The sequence below is a fragment of the Streptomyces sp. NPDC111606 genome, from assembly GCF_055656945.1.
Genome location: NZ_JBVKBY010000008.1, coordinates 303232 through 319633 on the forward strand (window position 1 = coordinate 303232; position 16402 = coordinate 319633).

15 protein-coding genes and 1 tRNA gene are annotated in these 16402 nt (G+C 69.9%); 7 read left to right on the forward strand and 9 right to left on the reverse strand.

Going from position 1 to position 16402, the window contains the following annotated elements; genetic code table 11:
• Window positions 1–121 precede the first annotated feature (121 nt).
• Complete coding sequence (locus tag ACZ7M7_RS28200) at window positions 122–1192, forward strand: M23 family metallopeptidase (protein ID WP_472121407.1); 1071 nt, start codon at window positions 122–124, stop codon at window positions 1190–1192.
• Window positions 1193–1194: 2 nt separating this feature from the next.
• Here ACZ7M7_RS28200 and ACZ7M7_RS28205 read toward each other — a convergent pair whose 3' ends face one another.
• The 6 genes from ACZ7M7_RS28205 to ACZ7M7_RS28230 form a co-directional block, all read right to left on the reverse strand.
• A complete protein-coding gene (locus ACZ7M7_RS28205) occupies window positions 1195–2082 on the reverse strand; it encodes a Cof-type HAD-IIB family hydrolase (RefSeq protein ID WP_383628896.1) in 888 nt (295 codons plus the stop codon).
• Between the two features lie 111 nt (window positions 2083–2193).
• Window positions 2194–3096 carry an LLM class flavin-dependent oxidoreductase gene (locus ACZ7M7_RS28210; RefSeq protein WP_472121411.1) on the reverse strand — a complete coding sequence of 301 codons (903 nt, stop codon included), beginning with the start codon at window positions 3094–3096 and terminating at the stop codon, window positions 2194–2196.
• Between the two features lie 155 nt (window positions 3097–3251).
• Window positions 3252–3800 (reverse strand): RNA 2'-phosphotransferase, encoded by a 549-nt coding sequence (locus ACZ7M7_RS28215; protein ID WP_472121414.1) that lies wholly within the window; start codon window positions 3798–3800, stop codon window positions 3252–3254.
• 122 nt (window positions 3801–3922) lie between these two features.
• On the reverse strand, window positions 3923–4882 hold the full coding sequence (locus ACZ7M7_RS28220; protein WP_472121722.1) for a MerR family transcriptional regulator: 960 nt from the start codon (window positions 4880–4882) through the stop codon (window positions 3923–3925).
• Window positions 4883–4926: 44 nt separating this feature from the next.
• Window positions 4927–6684, reverse strand: coding sequence for an SDR family oxidoreductase (locus ACZ7M7_RS28225; protein WP_472121725.1), 1758 nt, complete (start codon window positions 6682–6684; stop codon window positions 4927–4929).
• Between the two features lie 8 nt (window positions 6685–6692).
• Window positions 6693–7544: a M24 family metallopeptidase gene (locus ACZ7M7_RS28230; protein WP_472121417.1), complete on the reverse strand. Its 852-nt coding sequence runs from the start codon at window positions 7542–7544 to the stop codon at window positions 6693–6695.
• Window positions 7545–7752: 208 nt separating this feature from the next.
• Between ACZ7M7_RS28230 and ACZ7M7_RS28235 the strand changes: the two genes are divergently transcribed.
• The 6 genes from ACZ7M7_RS28235 to ACZ7M7_RS28260 all read left to right on the forward strand — a co-directional run bounded on the left by ACZ7M7_RS28235 (window position 7753) and on the right by ACZ7M7_RS28260 (window position 12091).
• On the forward strand, window positions 7753–8739 hold the full coding sequence (locus ACZ7M7_RS28235; protein ID WP_383608566.1) for an ABC transporter ATP-binding protein: 987 nt from the start codon (window positions 7753–7755) through the stop codon (window positions 8737–8739).
• Window positions 8729–9652: an ABC transporter permease gene (locus tag ACZ7M7_RS28240; protein WP_451167610.1), complete on the forward strand. Its 924-nt coding sequence runs from the start codon at window positions 8729–8731 to the stop codon at window positions 9650–9652. The genes ACZ7M7_RS28235 and ACZ7M7_RS28240 overlap by 11 nt, the downstream gene beginning before the upstream one ends.
• Window positions 9649–10560 (forward strand): ABC transporter ATP-binding protein, encoded by a 912-nt coding sequence (locus ACZ7M7_RS28245; RefSeq protein ID WP_328880580.1) that lies wholly within the window; start codon window positions 9649–9651, stop codon window positions 10558–10560. The genes ACZ7M7_RS28240 and ACZ7M7_RS28245 overlap by 4 nt, the downstream gene beginning before the upstream one ends.
• Window positions 10561–10572: 12 nt before the next feature.
• Complete coding sequence (locus ACZ7M7_RS28250) at window positions 10573–11292, forward strand: ABC transporter permease subunit (RefSeq protein ID WP_369272118.1); 720 nt, start codon at window positions 10573–10575, stop codon at window positions 11290–11292.
• 171 nt (window positions 11293–11463) lie between these two features.
• Window positions 11464–11706, forward strand: coding sequence for an SGM_3592 family protein (locus ACZ7M7_RS28255; protein ID WP_472121421.1), 243 nt, complete (start codon window positions 11464–11466; stop codon window positions 11704–11706).
• A gap of 297 nt (window positions 11707–12003) precedes the next feature.
• A tRNA-Ser gene (locus tag ACZ7M7_RS28260) sits at window positions 12004–12091 on the forward strand.
• 673 nt (window positions 12092–12764) lie between these two features.
• On the opposite strand, the gene ACZ7M7_RS28265 is transcribed toward ACZ7M7_RS28260, so the two are convergent.
• The 3 genes from ACZ7M7_RS28265 to pheA form a co-directional block, all read right to left on the reverse strand.
• Window positions 12765–13568, reverse strand: a complete 804-nt coding sequence (locus ACZ7M7_RS28265) for an HAD family hydrolase (RefSeq protein ID WP_472121424.1) — start codon at window positions 13566–13568, stop codon at window positions 12765–12767.
• A complete protein-coding gene (gene serS, locus ACZ7M7_RS28270; protein ID WP_383608192.1) occupies window positions 13565–14842 on the reverse strand; it encodes a serine--tRNA ligase in 1278 nt (425 codons plus the stop codon). Before serS ends, ACZ7M7_RS28265 begins: the two co-directional genes overlap by 4 nt.
• 567 nt (window positions 14843–15409) lie before the next feature.
• Window positions 15410–16342: a prephenate dehydratase gene (gene pheA, locus ACZ7M7_RS28275; RefSeq protein ID WP_427843662.1), complete on the reverse strand. Its 933-nt coding sequence runs from the start codon at window positions 16340–16342 to the stop codon at window positions 15410–15412.
• Window positions 16343–16402 lie beyond the last annotated feature (60 nt).

A 16402-nucleotide genomic window follows, 5' to 3' on the forward strand; every position in this document is an offset into this window, starting at 1 on the left:
GGCGGCGGGGCTCGCCGGCGCTCGCGGTCAACGGCCGTACTGACCCATCCGCAGCAACACGTCCCCCAGCTGTACGACTTGAACAGGGTCCTCGCCCGCCCCGCGGGCCAGGATCGCTGACATGTGCTCATATCGCCGTCGTCTCCTGGTCGTTCCGGCGCTGCTGTGCGTGCTCGTCGGCCTGGTGGCCAGGCCCGCCGGCGCGGCCGGTGACGGCAAGGGCACGCCGGGCCACAACGGCACCGACTCGTCCCTCAGCGCACGGGTGGTCAAGCTGTACGAGGAGGCGGCCCGGGCGACCGAGCGGTACGAGGCGGGGCGGAAGCAGGCTGAGACGCGGCGGGCGAAGGCACTGCGGATCGAGGCGTTGCTCGAACGGGAGCGGCGGGAGATCGGCGTCCTGCGTGAGGACCTGGGCCGGATAGCGCGCGCCCAGTACCGCAACGGCGGCGGCATGCCGCTCACCGCGCAGATCATCCTCGCGACGAGCCCGGACCAGCTGATGCGCGGTCAGCATGTGTTCTCGCAGGCGAACCTGGCCGTCGCCAACTCCATCGAGAAGAACCGTCGCGCCGAGGTGCGGCTCGCCGGGGACGAGGCCAAGGCCGCGGCGGCCTGGCAGGTGCTGGAGAAGCGCAACGCCGAGCTCGCCGACCTGAAGCAGGGCGTTGAGGACAAGCTCGAAGAGGCGCGCTGGGAGTTGCAGGGGAAGGCCGACGTCTCCGTGGCCGCCGGATCGTGCCCGGGTGCGGTCCGGCTCGACCAGAAGGAGACGGACGGCACGAGTGCCTGGGTCACGCCGGTCGCGAAGTACGAGCTGTCCGCCGCGTTCGGCAGTGGCGGAGAGCGCTGGGCGAAGCGGCACACCGGGCAGGATTTCGCGGTGCCGATCGGCACGCCCGTGCGGGCGGTCGGGGACGGGCGGGTGGTGAAGGTGGCGTGCGCAGGCGCCTTCGGCATGGAGGTCGTCGTCCGGCACGCGGACGGCTACTACACGCAGTACGCCCACCTTGCCTCCGTCGCCGTCGACCAGGACGAGCGGGTCGACACCGGCCAGTGGATCGGTCAGTCGGGCACGACCGGCAACTCCACCGGCCCGCACCTGCATTTCGAGGTGCGGATCACTCCGGAACTGGGCTCGGGGGTGGACCCGGTGCCGTGGCTCTCCGCACGCGGAGCGCCGCTCGGGTAGGTCTAGCCCCGCCTCGCCAGCAGCTCTTCGATCACCACGGCCACGCCGTCCTCGTTGTTGGCGACCGTCCGCCCCGACGCGGCGGCGATGACATCGGGGTGCGCGTTGCCCATCGCGTACGACTGGCCCGCCCACGTCAGCATCTCGACGTCGTTGGGCATGTCCCCGAACGCCACGACCTCTTCGTGCGAGATGCCGCGCTCGGCGCAGCACAGGGCGAGCGTGCTGGCCTTGGAGACGCCGGGGCCGCTGATCTCCAGCAGGGCGCTGGGGCTGGAGCGGGTGACGTTGGCCCGGTCGCCGATGGCGAGGCGGGCGAGGGTGAGGAAGGCGTCGGGGTCGAGGGTGGGGTGGTAGGCGAGGATCTTGAGCACCGGCTCGCCGGCTCCGGGGGCGTCCGGCGCCAGGAGGTCCTCGGCCGGCGCGAGGTCGTCCGGTATCTCCATGTGCAGCTTGGGGTAGTCCGGCTCCTGGTAGAAGCCGTACGTCTGCTCCACCGCGTACACCGTGCCCTCAGCCGCGTCACGCAGCAGCCGTACGGCGTCCAGGGCGTTCTCCCGGGCCAGCTCGCGCACCTTCACGAACTGGTGGGTGCCGGGGCCGCCGTGCAGGTCGACCACGGCGGCGCCGTTGCCGCAGATCGCCAGGCCGTGCCCGTGGACGTGGTCGCTGACGACGTCCATCCAGCGCGCGGGGCGGCCGGTGACGAAGAACACCTCGATGCCCGCCTCCTCGGCGGCGGCAAGCGCGGCGACCGTGCGGGGGGAGACCGACTTGTCGTCCCGCAGCAGCGTGCCGTCCAGGTCGGTGGCGATGAGCCGCGGGCGGACAGCGGCGGCCGGGGTCTGGGGCTGTCGAGTCGCTGAGGTCACCGGGCCATTCTCCCGCATATGCCTGCACGGCCGTGCAGCGGTCTGCACATCTGAGTCCTCACCTGAGGAGAAACCGCCCCTGCGGACATCGCCCACCTCCCCCTGACCAGCACCGTCGCTCCCGTGAGCTCAGTGCAGCTGGGCCGTCGCCTCCATGGCGATCTGCTCGAAGACCTTCTCGTCGGCCGCGAAGTCCGAGTCCGGGATCGGCCAGTGGACCACGATCTCGGTGAATCCCAGCTCCTGATGGCGCCCCGCGAAGTCCACGAACGCGTCGAGGGACTCCAGCGGACGGCCGCGGTCCGGGGTGAACCCGGTGAGCAGGATCTTGTCGAGCCCGGACACGTCCCGGCCGATCTCGGCGCAGGCGCCGGCCAGCTTCCCGACCTGTCCCCGAATGGCTTGAACCGACTGTTCAGGAGTGCCGTTCTCGTACAGCTTCGGGTCGCCCGTGGTCACCCACGCCTGTCCATGGCGTGCGGCGAGCCGCAGTCCGCGCGGCCCGGTCGCGGCGACCGCGAAGGGCAGCCGGGGGCGCTGCACACAGCCCGGGATGTTGCGCGCCTCGTGTGCCGAGTAGAAGTCGCCCTCGTACGACACCGAGTCCTCGGTCAGCAGCCGGTCCAGCAGCACGACGAACTCGGCGAACCGATCGGCACGCTCGCGCGGGGTCCATGGCTCCTGGCCGAGGGCGGTGGCGTCGAAGCCGGTGCCGCCTGCGCCGATGCCGAGCGTGACCCGGCCGCCCGAGATGTCGTCGAGGGAGATCAGTTCCTTGGCGAGGTTCACCGGATGCCGGAAGTTCGGCGAGGTCACCAGGGTGCCCAGCCGCAGCTGGTCGGTGACGGCCGCGGCGGCGGTCAGTGTCGGCACGGCGCCGAACCAGGGGCCGTCCCGGAAGCTCCGCCAGGACAGGTGGTCGTAGGTGTACGCGGTGTGGAAGCCGAGCTCCTCCGCGCGCTGCCATGCCTCGCGGCCCCCCTCGGACCAGCGGCGGTAAGGGAGGATCACGGTGCTCAGGCGCAGACTCATGCATCGAGCCTATGCGGCCGAATGGGTTTCACGTGAAACAGCCACCGCCCGCGGCTGCTCAACCACGGAGCGAGGTCGATCACCGGTATCTGTGCCGGTGATCTGCGTGTGCGTCGATCACCGGCTATGTACTCAGGGGCTCGTAGCGGTCCGGATCAGTGCGCCTCGGGAAACCGCAGATACTCCGGCGGCACGGCTTTCGTCAGCCACACCCCGTTCGCGCTGACGTGGAAGACGTGGCCGTGGCGGTGCATGGCGCCGGCGTCCACGGAGAGCACCACCGGGCGGCCGCGCCGGGCGCCGACCCGCGTCGCTGTCTCGCGGTCGGCGGAGAGGTGCACGTCGTGCCTGTTCATGGGCAGGAGGCCGGCGCTGCGAATCGCGTCCAGGTTGCGGGCCACGGTGCCGTGGTAGAGGTAGGGCGGCGGGGTCGCCGGGGGCAGTCCGAGTTCGACGTCGATGCTGTGGCCCTGGCTGGCGCGGATCCGGGTGCCCTCGATCGCGAAGCGCTTCTTGTCATTGGCGGCCACCACGTGATCCAGCTCTTCCCGGGTGAACCGGAATCCGTGTGCGGTTGCGGCGGCGATCAGTGTCTCGATCTCGACCCAGCCGCCCTCGTCGAGGGCGAGCCCGATGCGCTCGGGCTGGTGGCGCAGGTGCTTCGAGAGGTACTTCGACACCTTCACGGTGCGTCTTTCGTCCATGCCACCAGACTGCCGGGAGAGGCCCGAATCACGCGAACGATTTCACTCCGGATGTTTGATCCACAGCCAAGTACGGTTATCCACAGGGGAATTGGCGATTCTGTGGACAACGAGCCGTCGTTTCAAGGGGTTTCGTCAAGATCATCTGATGGGCCGTGACTTGCTGCAAGCCGGTCCAAGGCCCGCGCCCGTACTTCCCGTTCGGTGGCGAGCGTGATGAACGCCGCTGACTGCTTTGCGCCAACCAGGCTCTCCACGGCCTGCATTGTCTCCTCGGGTACGGGCACAGTTCTCGTCCGGTTCATCAGTTCCGGCGTCTCGTCCGCCCCCAGGTGCTGACGCAGATGACGCACGGCCAACAGCCGCATGGCGCGGGCGAGTTCCGCGTCCACGGTGTGCTGGGCGAGCGGGCGCAACCGTCGTACGAGAGTGGCCGCCTCGGCTGCTTCCGCGTCCGTCGGGCGGTGCGAGCCGTCGAGGTAGCGCGCGAACACGTGCTCGGTGGTGAACTCCAGGAAACGCGCTGCGATGTGCTCGACCTGACCCCTCAACTCCCGTAGATGATCGGAGATCGCGGACAGTGGCACGCCGGCAGAGTGCAACTCGACTGCCACAGCGAGCTCTTGAGGGCTCGGAACGACGAAGGAGTCCTCGTCGCCGGGGACCGGCTCGAGTACGCCGAGCTCCACGGCCTCGGCCACCGCCGCGTCGTCCGGGGTGCCGCCGAAGCGCTCCTCCAGCTCGGCGCGCGAGATCCGTACCGCCTCCTCGTCGGTCCACGGCCCGTCCACCTCGGCGACCAGCCCGAGCACCCCACCGAGGCCACGACCGGCGTCCCAGGCCTCCAGGAGCTCCTTGATGGACGCCAGGGTGTAGCCGCGGTCGAGGAGATCGGCGATCTGGCTCAGGCGGTTGAGATGGGCGTCCGAGTAGAGGTTGGCCCGGCCACGGCGCTCCGGGCGGGGGAGCAGGCCTCGGTCCTGGTAGGCGCGGATGGTGCGGACGGTGGCGCCGCTGAGGTGCGCGAGGTCCTCGATCCGGTAGGCGGGCGCAGGCCCGGCCTCACCGCGCCTCCCGGACAGGCCTTCGCCGACAACCGCTCCCCCGCGCGCAGGACCCCCGTCGCTCACAGCGGCGGCTCCAACCGCGCGATCCTGCGCAGCGCCTTCGGCGTGAACCTCGACATGAGATACGCCCCACGCGCCTCCGGCGTCACAGGAACAACGGCATCGCCGCGCACCACCGCCCGCAGGATCGCGTCGGCGACCTTCTCCGGTGGATAGTTCCGCAGCCCGTACAGACGCGCGGACTTCTTCTGGCGCCGCTTCTCCTCATCGGCGTCGACACCTGCGAAGCGCGCGGTCGAGGTGATGCTGGTGTTGACGAAGCCGGGGCATATCGCGGTGACGCCGATGCCCTGACCGGCCAGCTCCGCGCGCAGGCACTCGCTCAGCATCAGCACGGCCGCCTTGGACGTGCTGTACGCGGGCAGCGCCTTGGAGGGCTGGTACGCCGCCGCCGACGCGGTGTTGACGATGTGGCCGCCCTGTCCGCGCTCGGCCATCTGCTTGCCGAACAGCCGGCAGCCGTGGATGACGCCCCACAGATTGACGTCGAGGACCTTCCTCCAGTCCTCCGGTGTGGTGTCGAAGAAGGAGCCCGACAGACCGATACCGGCGTTGTTCACCAGGACGTCCACCACGCCGTACTCGGTGGCGACCTTCGCGGCGAGCTTCTCCATGGCCTGCTCGTCCGAGACGTCGACGGTCTCGGCCCAGGCCTCGGGTGCGCCGATCAGCCGGGACATCTCGGCGGTGCGAGCCGCGGCCTCGGTGTCCCGGTCGACGGCCACCACGCGCGCGCCGGCCTCCGCGAAGGCGTACGCCGTCGCCCGTCCGATGCCGCTTCCGGCGCCGGTGACCAGGACGAGCTGCCCGCCGAAGCGGTCGGCGTACTTCCCGGTCGCGGTCACGCCTTTCGGTCGCCCGCCCTCGACGGATGTCACGAACTCGGTGATCCAGGACACCAGTTGGTCGGGGCGCGAGCGCGGGATCCAGTGCTTCGCCGCAAGCGTGCGCCGGGTCAACTGCGGAACCCACTGCTCCAGTTCGTCGTAGAGCCGCTCCGACAGGAAGGCGTCCCCGAGGGGCGTGATGAGCTGCACGGGTGCGTGTGCGTAGGCGTCCGCGCGCGGGCGGCTCAGCCGGGCTCGTACGTTGTCCCGGTACAGCCATGCCCCGTGCGCCGCGTCCGTCGGCAGGGAAGAGGTCGGGTAGCCGCCGCCGGGGACCTTCTCCATGCGCTCCAGGATGCGCGGCCAGGTCTTGCCGAGGGGGCCGCGCCAGGCCAGTTCGGGCAGCACGGGCGTGTGTAGTGCGTAGACGTACCAGGACTTGGCGCCCTGACCGAGGAGCTGGCCGACCCGGCGCGGGGTGGGCCGCTTGAGGCGCCCGCCGATCCAGTGGCCGAAGTGGTCGAGGGACGGCCCGGACATCGAGGTGAAGGACGCGATCCGGCCTTCGGTGCGCTTGACCGTGGCGAACTCCCAGGCCTGCACCGAGCCCCAGTCGTGCCCGACCAGATGCACGGGCCGGCCCGGACTGACCGCGTCCGCGACGGCCAGGAAGTCGTCCGTGAGCTTCTCCAGCGTGAACCCGCCGCGCAGCGGCTTCGGTGCCGTCGACCGGCCGTGGCCGCGGACGTCGTACAGCACGACATGGAAGCGGTCGGCCAGCCGCGGCGCGACCTCGGACCACACCTCCTTGCTGTCCGGATAGCCGTGCACGAGCATCACCGTCGGCTGGCCGGGGTCGCCCAGCTCGGCGACGCACAGCTCGACATCGCCGGTCCGCACCCGGCGCTCGCGCGCGCCCTGAAGAGTCACCGGCACCGTCACTTCTCCTCCGCCCAGCGCCGCACGTGCGGCAGATCGTCGTCCAGCCAGAAGGCGCTCTGCTCGGGGTCCTCGGAGTCGGTGACGACCAGGATCTCCTCGAACTTGGCACCCGTACCTCTGAAACCGAGGTGCGGTTCGACCGCCCACAGGCCCGGGTGCGGCGGGTGGTCGGAGAAGCGGTACGGGGACCAGAGCGGGGACCAGCCCTCGCGGTGGCCGTGCAGCGCGTCGCTCGCCAAGCCCTTCAGGGACTGGGTACCGAACCCGAAGACATGCGGTGACCAGCGGCGTTGCCTGACCCGGTCGACCTTGTGCGCGATCACGCCGAAGGGATAGGCGCGGTGCCGGTTCGCATAGCCTTGGCGGACCATGAGGCGGTCCACGTCGTCGTAGATCTCCCGCAGCGGCCGGCGCTCGCGCACCTCGCGCAGGATCAGCGCGCGGTGCGCCTCCAGGTCGGCCATCAGTTTGTCCTGCACCGGATTGATGCCGAGCGAGCCGGAGTAGCCGATGTCGGCCGTGAAGCCGTCGTACACCGGGGCCATGTCCAGGATGAACGGCATCCCGGGCTCCAGGCGGCGGTTGGTGGGGAAGAACTGCAGCGGGACGCGGAAGTTCACGAACGCCGTGCGGTTCCCGAACCATGCGAAGGGCAGGTGGAACCAGTCACGCACACCGCGCTCGCGCAGCCATTCGCGCTGCATGCGCGCCGCCTCGCGCTCGGTGATGCCGGGCTCCAGCTGTGCGGCGACAGCTTCCGCGCACTCGTACGCGAGGCGCTGCACCCTTCTGAACCCGCGCAGTTCCGCGGTCAGTTCACCCGAACCTGCCGACACTGCCCTCGTCATGCCACCGCCCACCCTCGTCCACGCTGACTGCGGTACGTGCCCGTAACTTGACACCGATGAATGTGACAGTTGTTAGAGGTTGCGTCAATAGATCGCGTGAGACCTCAGGGGGACCCTTAGATGCCCGTACACCTGAGGTCTGATACCAAGACGGCTCTCGGGTCTGATGACCGGAGTGGTACGGGTCACTACCGTCTATGCCGTGACTGTGATCGCGACCGAAAGCCTGAGCAAGCGGTTCCCCAGGGTGACCGCGCTTGACCGGCTGACCATGGACATCGGGCCCGGGGTGACCGGACTCGTCGGAGCCAATGGTGCCGGCAAGTCCACCATGATCAAGATTTTGCTGGGTCTGTCCCCCGCCACCGAGGGCCGTGCCGAAGTGCTCGGACTGGACGTCGCCACCAAGGGCGCCGCCATCCGCGAGCGGGTCGGGTACATGCCGGAGCACGACTGTCTGCCGCCCGACGTCTCGGCCACCGAGTTCGTCGTCCACATGGCGCGCATGTCCGGCCTCCCGCCCACCGCCGCGCGCGAGCGCACCGCGGACACGCTGCGCCACGTCGGCCTGTACGAGGAGCGCTACCGCCCCATCGGCGGCTACTCGACCGGCATGAAGCAGCGCGTGAAACTGGCGCAGGCCCTGGTGCACGACCCGCAACTGGTCTTCCTGGACGAGCCGACCAACGGCCTCGACCCGGTCGGCCGCGACGAGATGCTCGGCCTCATCCGCCGCATCCACACCGACTTCGGCATCTCGGTCCTGGTCACCTCGCACCTGCTGGGCGAACTGGAGCGCACCTGCGACCACGTCGTCGTCATCGACGGCGGCAAGCTGCTGCGCTCCAGCTCCACCACCGACTTCACCCAGACCACGACCACGCTCGCCATCGAGGTCACCGACACCGACGACCACCCGGACGGCACCCGCGCGGTGCGCGACGCGCTCCACGCGCGCGGGGTGGAGGTCCTCGACGGCAGCGGCGGCCTCCCGGGCGCCGGTCACATCCTGCTGCTCACCGCGCAGGGCGAGGAGACCTACGACCTGGTGCGCGACGTGGTCGCCGACCTCGGGCTCGGCCTGGTGCGCATGGAGCAGCGCCGGCATCACATCTCGGAGGTCTTCACCGACAGCGAGCACGGCGAGCAGAGCACCGACGCACAGCGGAAGGAGGCGGTCGGCCATGGCGGTTGAGCAGCCCGTAACCACACAGTCGGGTGACCAGACCCGCATCCACAACATCGGCTACCGCAGCTACGACGGCCCCCGTCTCGGCCGCTCCTACGCGACCCGCTCGCTCTACTCGCAGTCCCTGCGCGGCTCCTATGGCCTCGGCCGTTCGGTGAAGTCCAAGGTGCTGCCGATGCTGCTGTTCGTGGTGATGTGCGTGCCCGCGGCCATCATGGTCGCCGTCGCGGTCGCCACCAAGGCCAACGACCTGCCCGTCGACTACACGCGCTACGCGATCGTCATGCAGGCCGTGATCAGCCTGTACGTCGCCTCGCAGGCACCCCAGTCCGTCTCCCGCGACCTGCGCTTCAAGACCGTGCCGCTGTACTTCTCGCGGCCGATCGAGACCGCCGACTACGTCCGCGCGAAGTTCGCGGCGCTGGCCTCCGCGCTGTTCCTCCTCACCGCGGCCCCGCTGCTCGTGCTCTACGTGGGCGCGCTGCTGGCCAAGCTCGACTTCGCCGACCAGACCAAGGGATTCGCGCAGGGACTCGTGTCCGTGGCACTGCTTTCACTGCTGTTCGCCGGAATCGGCCTGGTCATCGCGTCGTTCACGCCGCGCCGCGGCTTCGGTATCGCAGCCGTGATCGCCGTACTGACCATCTCCTACGGCGCGGTCTCCACGCTCCAGGCCATCGCCGACGCGCAGTCCCTCGACGGCGGGGGCAGCAGCGGCGCCATCGCCTGGATCGGCCTCTTCTCGCCGATCACGCTGATCGACGGTGTCCAGTCCGCCTTCCTGGGCGCGAGTTCCGCCTTCCCCGGCGGGGTCGGCCCGAGCAACGGTGAAGGCGTTGTCTACGTCCTCGTCACCCTGGGCCTGATCGCCGCCGCCTACGGCCTCCTGATGCGCCGCTACAAGAAGGTGGGACTGTGACCACGCTCCAGATCGACCACGTCTCCCGCTGGTTCGGCAACGTGGTCGCCGTCAACGACATCACCATGACGATCGGCCCCGGCGTCACCGGCCTCCTCGGCCCCAACGGCGCCGGAAAGTCCACCCTCATCAACATGATGGGCGGATTCCTGGCCCCCTCCACCGGCACCGTCACCCTTGACGGGCAGCAGGTGTGGCGCAACGAAGCGATCTACAAGCAGATCGGCATCGTCCCCGAGCGCGAGGCGATGTACGACTTCCTCACCGGCCGCGAATTCGTCGTCGCCAACGCCGAGTTGCACGGCCTGGGTGCCAAGGCCGCCCAAAAGGCCCTGGCCACGGTCGAGATGGAGTACGCGCAGGACCGGAAGATCTCCACGTACTCCAAGGGCATGCGCCAGCGGGTGAAGATGGCGAGCGCCCTCGTCCACGACCCCTCGCTGCTCCTGCTCGACGAGCCGTTCAACGGCATGGACCCGCGTCAGCGCATGCAGCTCATGGACCTGCTGCGACGCATGGGCGACGAGGGCCGCACGGTGCTGTTCTCGTCCCACATTCTCGAAGAGGTCGAGCAACTCGCCTGGCACATCGAGGTCGTGGTCGCCGGACGGCACGCGGCCAGCGGTGACTTCCGCAAGATCCGCCGCCTGATGACCGACCGCCCGCACCGCTACCTGGTGCGCTCCAGCGACGACCGCACGCTCGCGGCCGCGCTGATCGCCGACCCGTCGACGTCCGGGATCGAGGTCGACCTGGCCGAGGGCGCGTTGCACATCCAGGCCGTCGACTTCGGTCGCTTCACCGCCCTGCTGCCGAGGGTGGCACGCGAGCACGGCATCCGCCTGCTCACGGTCTCGCCGTCCGACGAGTCCCTCGAGTCCGTGTTCTCGTATCTGGTCGCGGCGTAGGAGGCCGAAAAGATGTACGACCCCACAGTCGCCCGACTTACCTACCGGGCCCTGCTCGGCCGTCGCCGGGCCCTCATCCTCGGCGCGTTGCCGCTGCTGCTCATCGGGATCTCGGTGGTGGTGCGCGGCCTCGCCGGAGCCGACGACCAGACGGCGTCGGACCTGCTCGGCGGGCTGGCGCTCGCCACCATGGTGCCGATCATCGGCGTCATCGCCGGAACCGGCGCGATCGGACCCGAGATCGACGACGGCTCGGTGGTGTATCTGCTGTCCAAGCCGGTGAAACGGCCGACGATCATCTTCACCAAGCTGATCGTCGCGATCGCCGTGACGATGGTGTTCTCGGCGCTGCCCACCTTCATCGCGGGCTTCATCCTCAACGGCAACGGCCAGCAGATCGCCGTCGCCTACACGGTGGCCGCGCTGGTCGCCTCCATCGCATACGCCGCGCTCTTCCTGCTGCTCGGCACGGTGTCCCGGCACGCGGTGGTCTTCGGGCTCGTCTACGCGCTCGTCTGGGAGGCCCTGTTCGGCTCCCTGGTGCCGGGTGCGCGCACGTTGAGCGTCCAGCAGTGGGCGCTGGCGGTGGCGCAGAAGGTCGCCGGCGGGGACATGGTGACGTCGGACGTCGCCCTGCCCACCGCGACGGTGCTGCTGGCGGTGGTGACAGTCCTTGCGACCTGGTACGCGGGACAGAAGCTGCGGTCGCTGACGCTCGCCGGTGAGGAGTGACGGGCGCCGGCGCGCGGTTGAGACAGGTCGCTCGCGCCGGTGCCGGTGCCGGTGACATGTAAAGAGGCGGGCCCCTGAGGGGGCCCGCTTTTGACGGGGGCTTCACCTCTGTCCGGGCACACTGGGCAAAGGGGATGCACCGGGGTGCACTGCACGAACTGGAGGACAGGGATGGCAGGCGGCATGTCGCAGCACGGGGATCGCGAACGGTCCGGGGACGACACCTGGGACAGCCTGGTCCTGGACGACGACTTCACACGCGCGGCCGACATCGCCGAGCCGTCCGCCCGGGCCCGGATGCTGGCTGCGCGCTGGCGTCGTGAGGAGCCCGAGCCGCAGCCGTGGCGCTCGGACGAGCCGCCTGCCGGATGGTTCTTCAGCAAGGGGCGCCGTCGCAAGTGGCGCCGCCGGTAAGGGGCGTACGGCGTCTTCCCCGCGTCCTTCCGGGGGGCCTGGTTAATCGGTGGCGCCCAACTCTCCGTACAGGCACAGTGGTTGTGTCCACATCGCCGGACGGTGAGTTCGGCGCCACTTGCTGGGAGAGGAGCAGGACGATGTCCATGCACGACAGTACGTCCAGCTCCCGTCAGGGCAGTCCGCGGCGGGCTCCGGAGTAATCGCTACCCCTCCGTCGAGTCCGTACCGCATGGGGAGCTGCCCGGGGCGGCCGCTTCGAGCACGCGATGTCGCTCTCGCGTGGGTCGCCCACCCGGAGGATTGGCCGAGTGGTAAGGCACCGGTTTGCTAAACCGTGGTCGGGTCTGAACGGCCCGCGCACGTTCGATTCGTGCATCCTCCGCGAGACGTTGCCACTGGGGCTTGGCCGTGTGTGCCAGCGCTGGGGGCCTTGAGAAGGCGGTCGGCGCTGCAGCTGATGGGTTGGCTGCCCGGCCCGGCATTCCGGGGTGCCGCCCGCGCCCACCCGTGCGGCCCCGGGCGGCACGCATGCCCGCGGGCTTCGGCGGCCGAAGCGGCCAAGGCCGCCTGCTGCGGGCCGGCACGACCGGCGGACGCCGCGCGTGTATGTCGGCTCCGGCGTGCGGGCATGTGGGCCGACAGCCACGTAAGGAACGGCCGCCAGCCGCCAGCCGCCAGCCGCCAGCCGCCAGCCGCCAGCCGTCGGCCACCGCCGACCTCGCATGGACGAACAGGCATCGGCCCGACGATCGGGAGATGTGGCCGTCAGCTCGGCAAGACCAAGCCGGGGTAGGCCCAGCAACCGGGAGTGGGCGTCACCCCGGCACCCGCGAGTCGGCGTTGGCTGGGCAAGCGCGGGCCGGTGTCGGCCGGTAACCCGCAGTGGGCGTTGGCCCAGCCGCCGAGAGTCGCCGCCCGCCGCACCGAGGCGCCCCCAGCCGACGTCGGCCGGGCAGCCGACGGGGCACCAGCCGGCGTCGGACCGGTGCTTGCCGTGCCTGCCGAGAGGCACCCGTCGGCATCCGCACCCTCAGCCGCTGCCGGCATCCGCGCCCTCAGCCCAGCAACCCCTCCAACACCACCGCGATCCCGTCCTTCTCGTTGGAGGACGTCACCTCGTCCGCCACCGCTCGCAGTTCGACATGGGCGTTGGCCATGGCCACGCCATGTGCCGCCCAGGCGAACATCGGGATGTCGTTCGGCATGTCGCCGAAGGCGATGGTGTCGGCGGCCTTCAGGCCCAGGCGGCGGGCTGCCAGGGAGAGACCCGTGGCCTTGGAGAGGCCCAGCGGGAGCAGCTCCACTATGCCCTCGCCGGCCATCGCCACCGTGACGAAGCCGCCCGCGGCCTTACGGGCGGCCTCGGCCAGCTCGTCGTCGGAGAGCTCAGGGTGCTGAATGTAGATCTTGTTCAGGGGGGCGGACCACAGATCCGACGCTTCCGTGAACGGGGTGGACGGGAGTTTGCCCGTGAGTGCGTAGCCGGGGCCGACCAGCACATCGCCGTCCAGGCCGTCGCGGCTCGCCGCCAGGAACAGCGGGCCGACCTCCGCCTCGATCTTGGCCAGTGCCACGCCCGCCAGTTGACGGTCCAGGGTCACCGACGTCAGCAGGCGGTGCTCGCCGGCGTCGTAGACCTGGGCGCCCTGGCCGCAGACGGCGAGGCCCTGGTAGCCGAGGTCGTCGAGGATGTGGCGGGTCCAGGGGACCGCCCGGCCCGTGACGACGATGTGCGCGGCACCCTCGGCGGTCGCGGCGGTGAGGGCGTCACGAGTGCGCTGCGAGACCGACTCGTCGGAGCGCAGGAGCGTTCCGTCGAGATCGGTCGCGATCAGCTTGTAAGGGAAACCGGCGCTCACTTGGCGACCGGCTCCAGGACCTCCCGGCCGCCCAGGAACGGGCGCAGCACCTCGGGGACCCGGACGGAACCGTCGGCCTGCTGGTGGTTCTCCAGGATCGCCACGATGGTGCGCGGGACGGCGCACAGCGTGCCGTTGAGCGTGGCCAGCGGCTTGACCTGCTTGCCGTCACGGACGCGGATCGACAGCCGGCGGGACTGGAACTCGGTGCAGTCCGAGGTCGACGTCAGTTCGCGGTACTTGCCCTGCGTCGGGATCCACGCCTCGCAGTCGAACTTGCGGGCGGCCGAGGAGCCGAGGTCGGCGGAGGCGACGTCGATGACCCGGAACGGCAGTTCCAGGGACGTCAGCCACTGCTTCTCCCACTCCAGCAGGCGCTGGTGCTCGGCCTGCGAGTCCGCCGGGTCGACGTACGAGAACATCTCGACCTTGTCGAACTGGTGCACGCGGAAGATGCCCCGGGTGTCCTTGCCGTGCGAGCCGGCCTCGCGGCGGAAGCAGGGCGAGAAGCCCGCGTAGCGCAGGGGCAGTTTGTCGGCGTCGATGATCTCGTCCATGTGGTACGCCGCGAGCGGGACCTCGGAGGTGCCGACCAGGTACAGGTCGTCGTTGGCGAGGTGGTAGACGTCCTGGGCCGCCTGGCCGAGGAATCCGGTGCCGGCCATCGACTGGGGGCGGACCAGCGCCGGGGTCAGCATCGGCGTGAAGCCTGCCGCCGTGGCCTGGGCGATCGCCGCGTTGACGAGAGCGAGCTCCAGAAGGGCGCCCACGCCGGTGAGGAAGTAGAAGCGCGAGCCCGAGACCTTCGCGCCGCGCTCGACGTCGATCGCGCCGAGGAGCGCGCCGAGCTCCAGGTGGTCCTTCGGCTCGAAGCCCTCGGCCGTGAAGTCACGGATCTCGCCGTGCTTCTCCAGCGTGACGAAGTCCTCCTCGCCGCCGACCGGGACGTCCGGGTGGACGAGGTTGCCGAGCTGGAGGAGCAGCTCCTGGGTCTCGGTGTCGGCCGCGTCGCGCTCGGCGTCGGCCGCCTTGACGTCGGCGGCGAGCTGGCTCGCCTGCTTGAGCAGCTCGGCCTTCTCGTCCGCGGAGGCCTTGGGGATGAGCTTGCCGAGCTGCTTCTGCTCGGCACGGAGCTCGTCGAAGCGGACGCCGGACGACCTGCGCCGCTCGTCGGCAGACAGGAGGGCGTCGACGAGCGCGACGTCCTCTCCACGGGCGCGCTGCGAGGCGCGCACTCGGTCGGGGTCCTCACGGAGCAGGCGAAGGTCAATCACGCGCTCAAGGCTACCGGGGAGGGGTGACAGCCCACGACTCGCTATTCCGGACTGCGGCTTACGTACCGTTATGGGGGAATTGCTAATCGTGTCAATAAAAGGTGTCTCACTCCCTGGAACGGGGCAGGCGGGAGGCGGCCGGTTGACTCGATTCCCTTGTGGAGAACGGGACTTGGGTCGCGGTTGTCCACAGGGATCCCCAGCCCTCGAAGAGTTATCCACAGGGTGTGTGGATGGACTGTGGACGCCGGAATTGATCACTCCGTAACGTGCCGCCTGAGTCGAGGATTCCCAGGACAAACCCTGACCATCCGCACTTTCGAGTGGAAAGCGGTCGCCCCAAAGGATTGCCCAAAGGAAAAGAGTGGACGAAGGGTGACTGGCGCGATGGTGGACGTCGAGAGGACCTGGAGAGCGATTTATCGACAGACTCATGCTTGTCTGTCGACTTGTCCCCAGGTCGAGATGAGTACCTGTGGATAACCTCTGTGGATAACGATAATACGCTGGTAGTACTGGCCGGAAACCTTCGCGGGAGCCAGCCGGCACCGGCCGTCGAGGGGCCGCTCAGAACCGCCCGTCCTGGCACCGCGCCACCCAGTCCGCCGCTGACACGAACTCCTCGTCCGACGTCCCGAGGCGCGGCGGCTGCACATCCCCCGGCTGCATGTCCGCGCGCGGATACGAGCCCAGGAACCGCACCCCCAGGCAGATCCGCTTGAGCCCCATCAGCGCCTCGGCCACCCGGCGGTCGGAGATGTGCCCCTCGGCGTCGATGCAGAAGCAGTAGTTGCCGATGCCCGCACCGGTCGGCCGGGACTGCAGCAGCATCAGGTTGATGCCGCGCGTCGCGAACTCACCGAGGAGGTCGCGCAGCCCGCCGGGATGGTCGTCGCGCTGCCACAGCACGACGGACGTCTTGTCCGCGCCGGTCGGCGCAGCGGGCCGGGCGGGCCGGCCCACCAGCACGAACCGCGTCTGGGCGTTCTCCGCGTCGTGGATCTCGGTCTCCAGGGCCTCCAGGCCGTACCGGGCGGCCGCGAACTCGCCCGCGAAGGCGGCGTCGTACTGGCCCTCCTGGACCAGGCGCGCGGCGTCCGCGTTCGAGGCGGCGGACTCCCAGTGGGCGTCCGGGAGGTTCCGCTTCAGCCAGTTGCGCACCTGCGGCTGGGCGGCCGGGTGCGCGGAGACCGTCTTGATGTCCGACAGCTTCGTGCCGGGCCTGACCAGCAGCGCGAACGTGATCGACAGCAGCACCTCGCGGTAGATCATCAGCGGCGCGCCCGCGACCAGCTCGTCGAGCGTGGTCGTGATCCCGCCCTCGACGGAGTTCTCGATCGGCACGAAAGCCGCCTCGGCCTCGCCGACGCGCACCGCATCGAGCGCCGACTGCACCGACACGTACGGGATCAGCTCCCGGGTCGCGGCCTCGGGAAGCGTGCGCAGGGCGACTTCGGTGAAGGTGCCCTCGGGGCCGAGATAGGCATAGCTGGCTGGCATGACCTCACCCTAATGGGCCTTGCGAAACGCGGCGTGCACATCTCACCCGGCCGCCGCAAG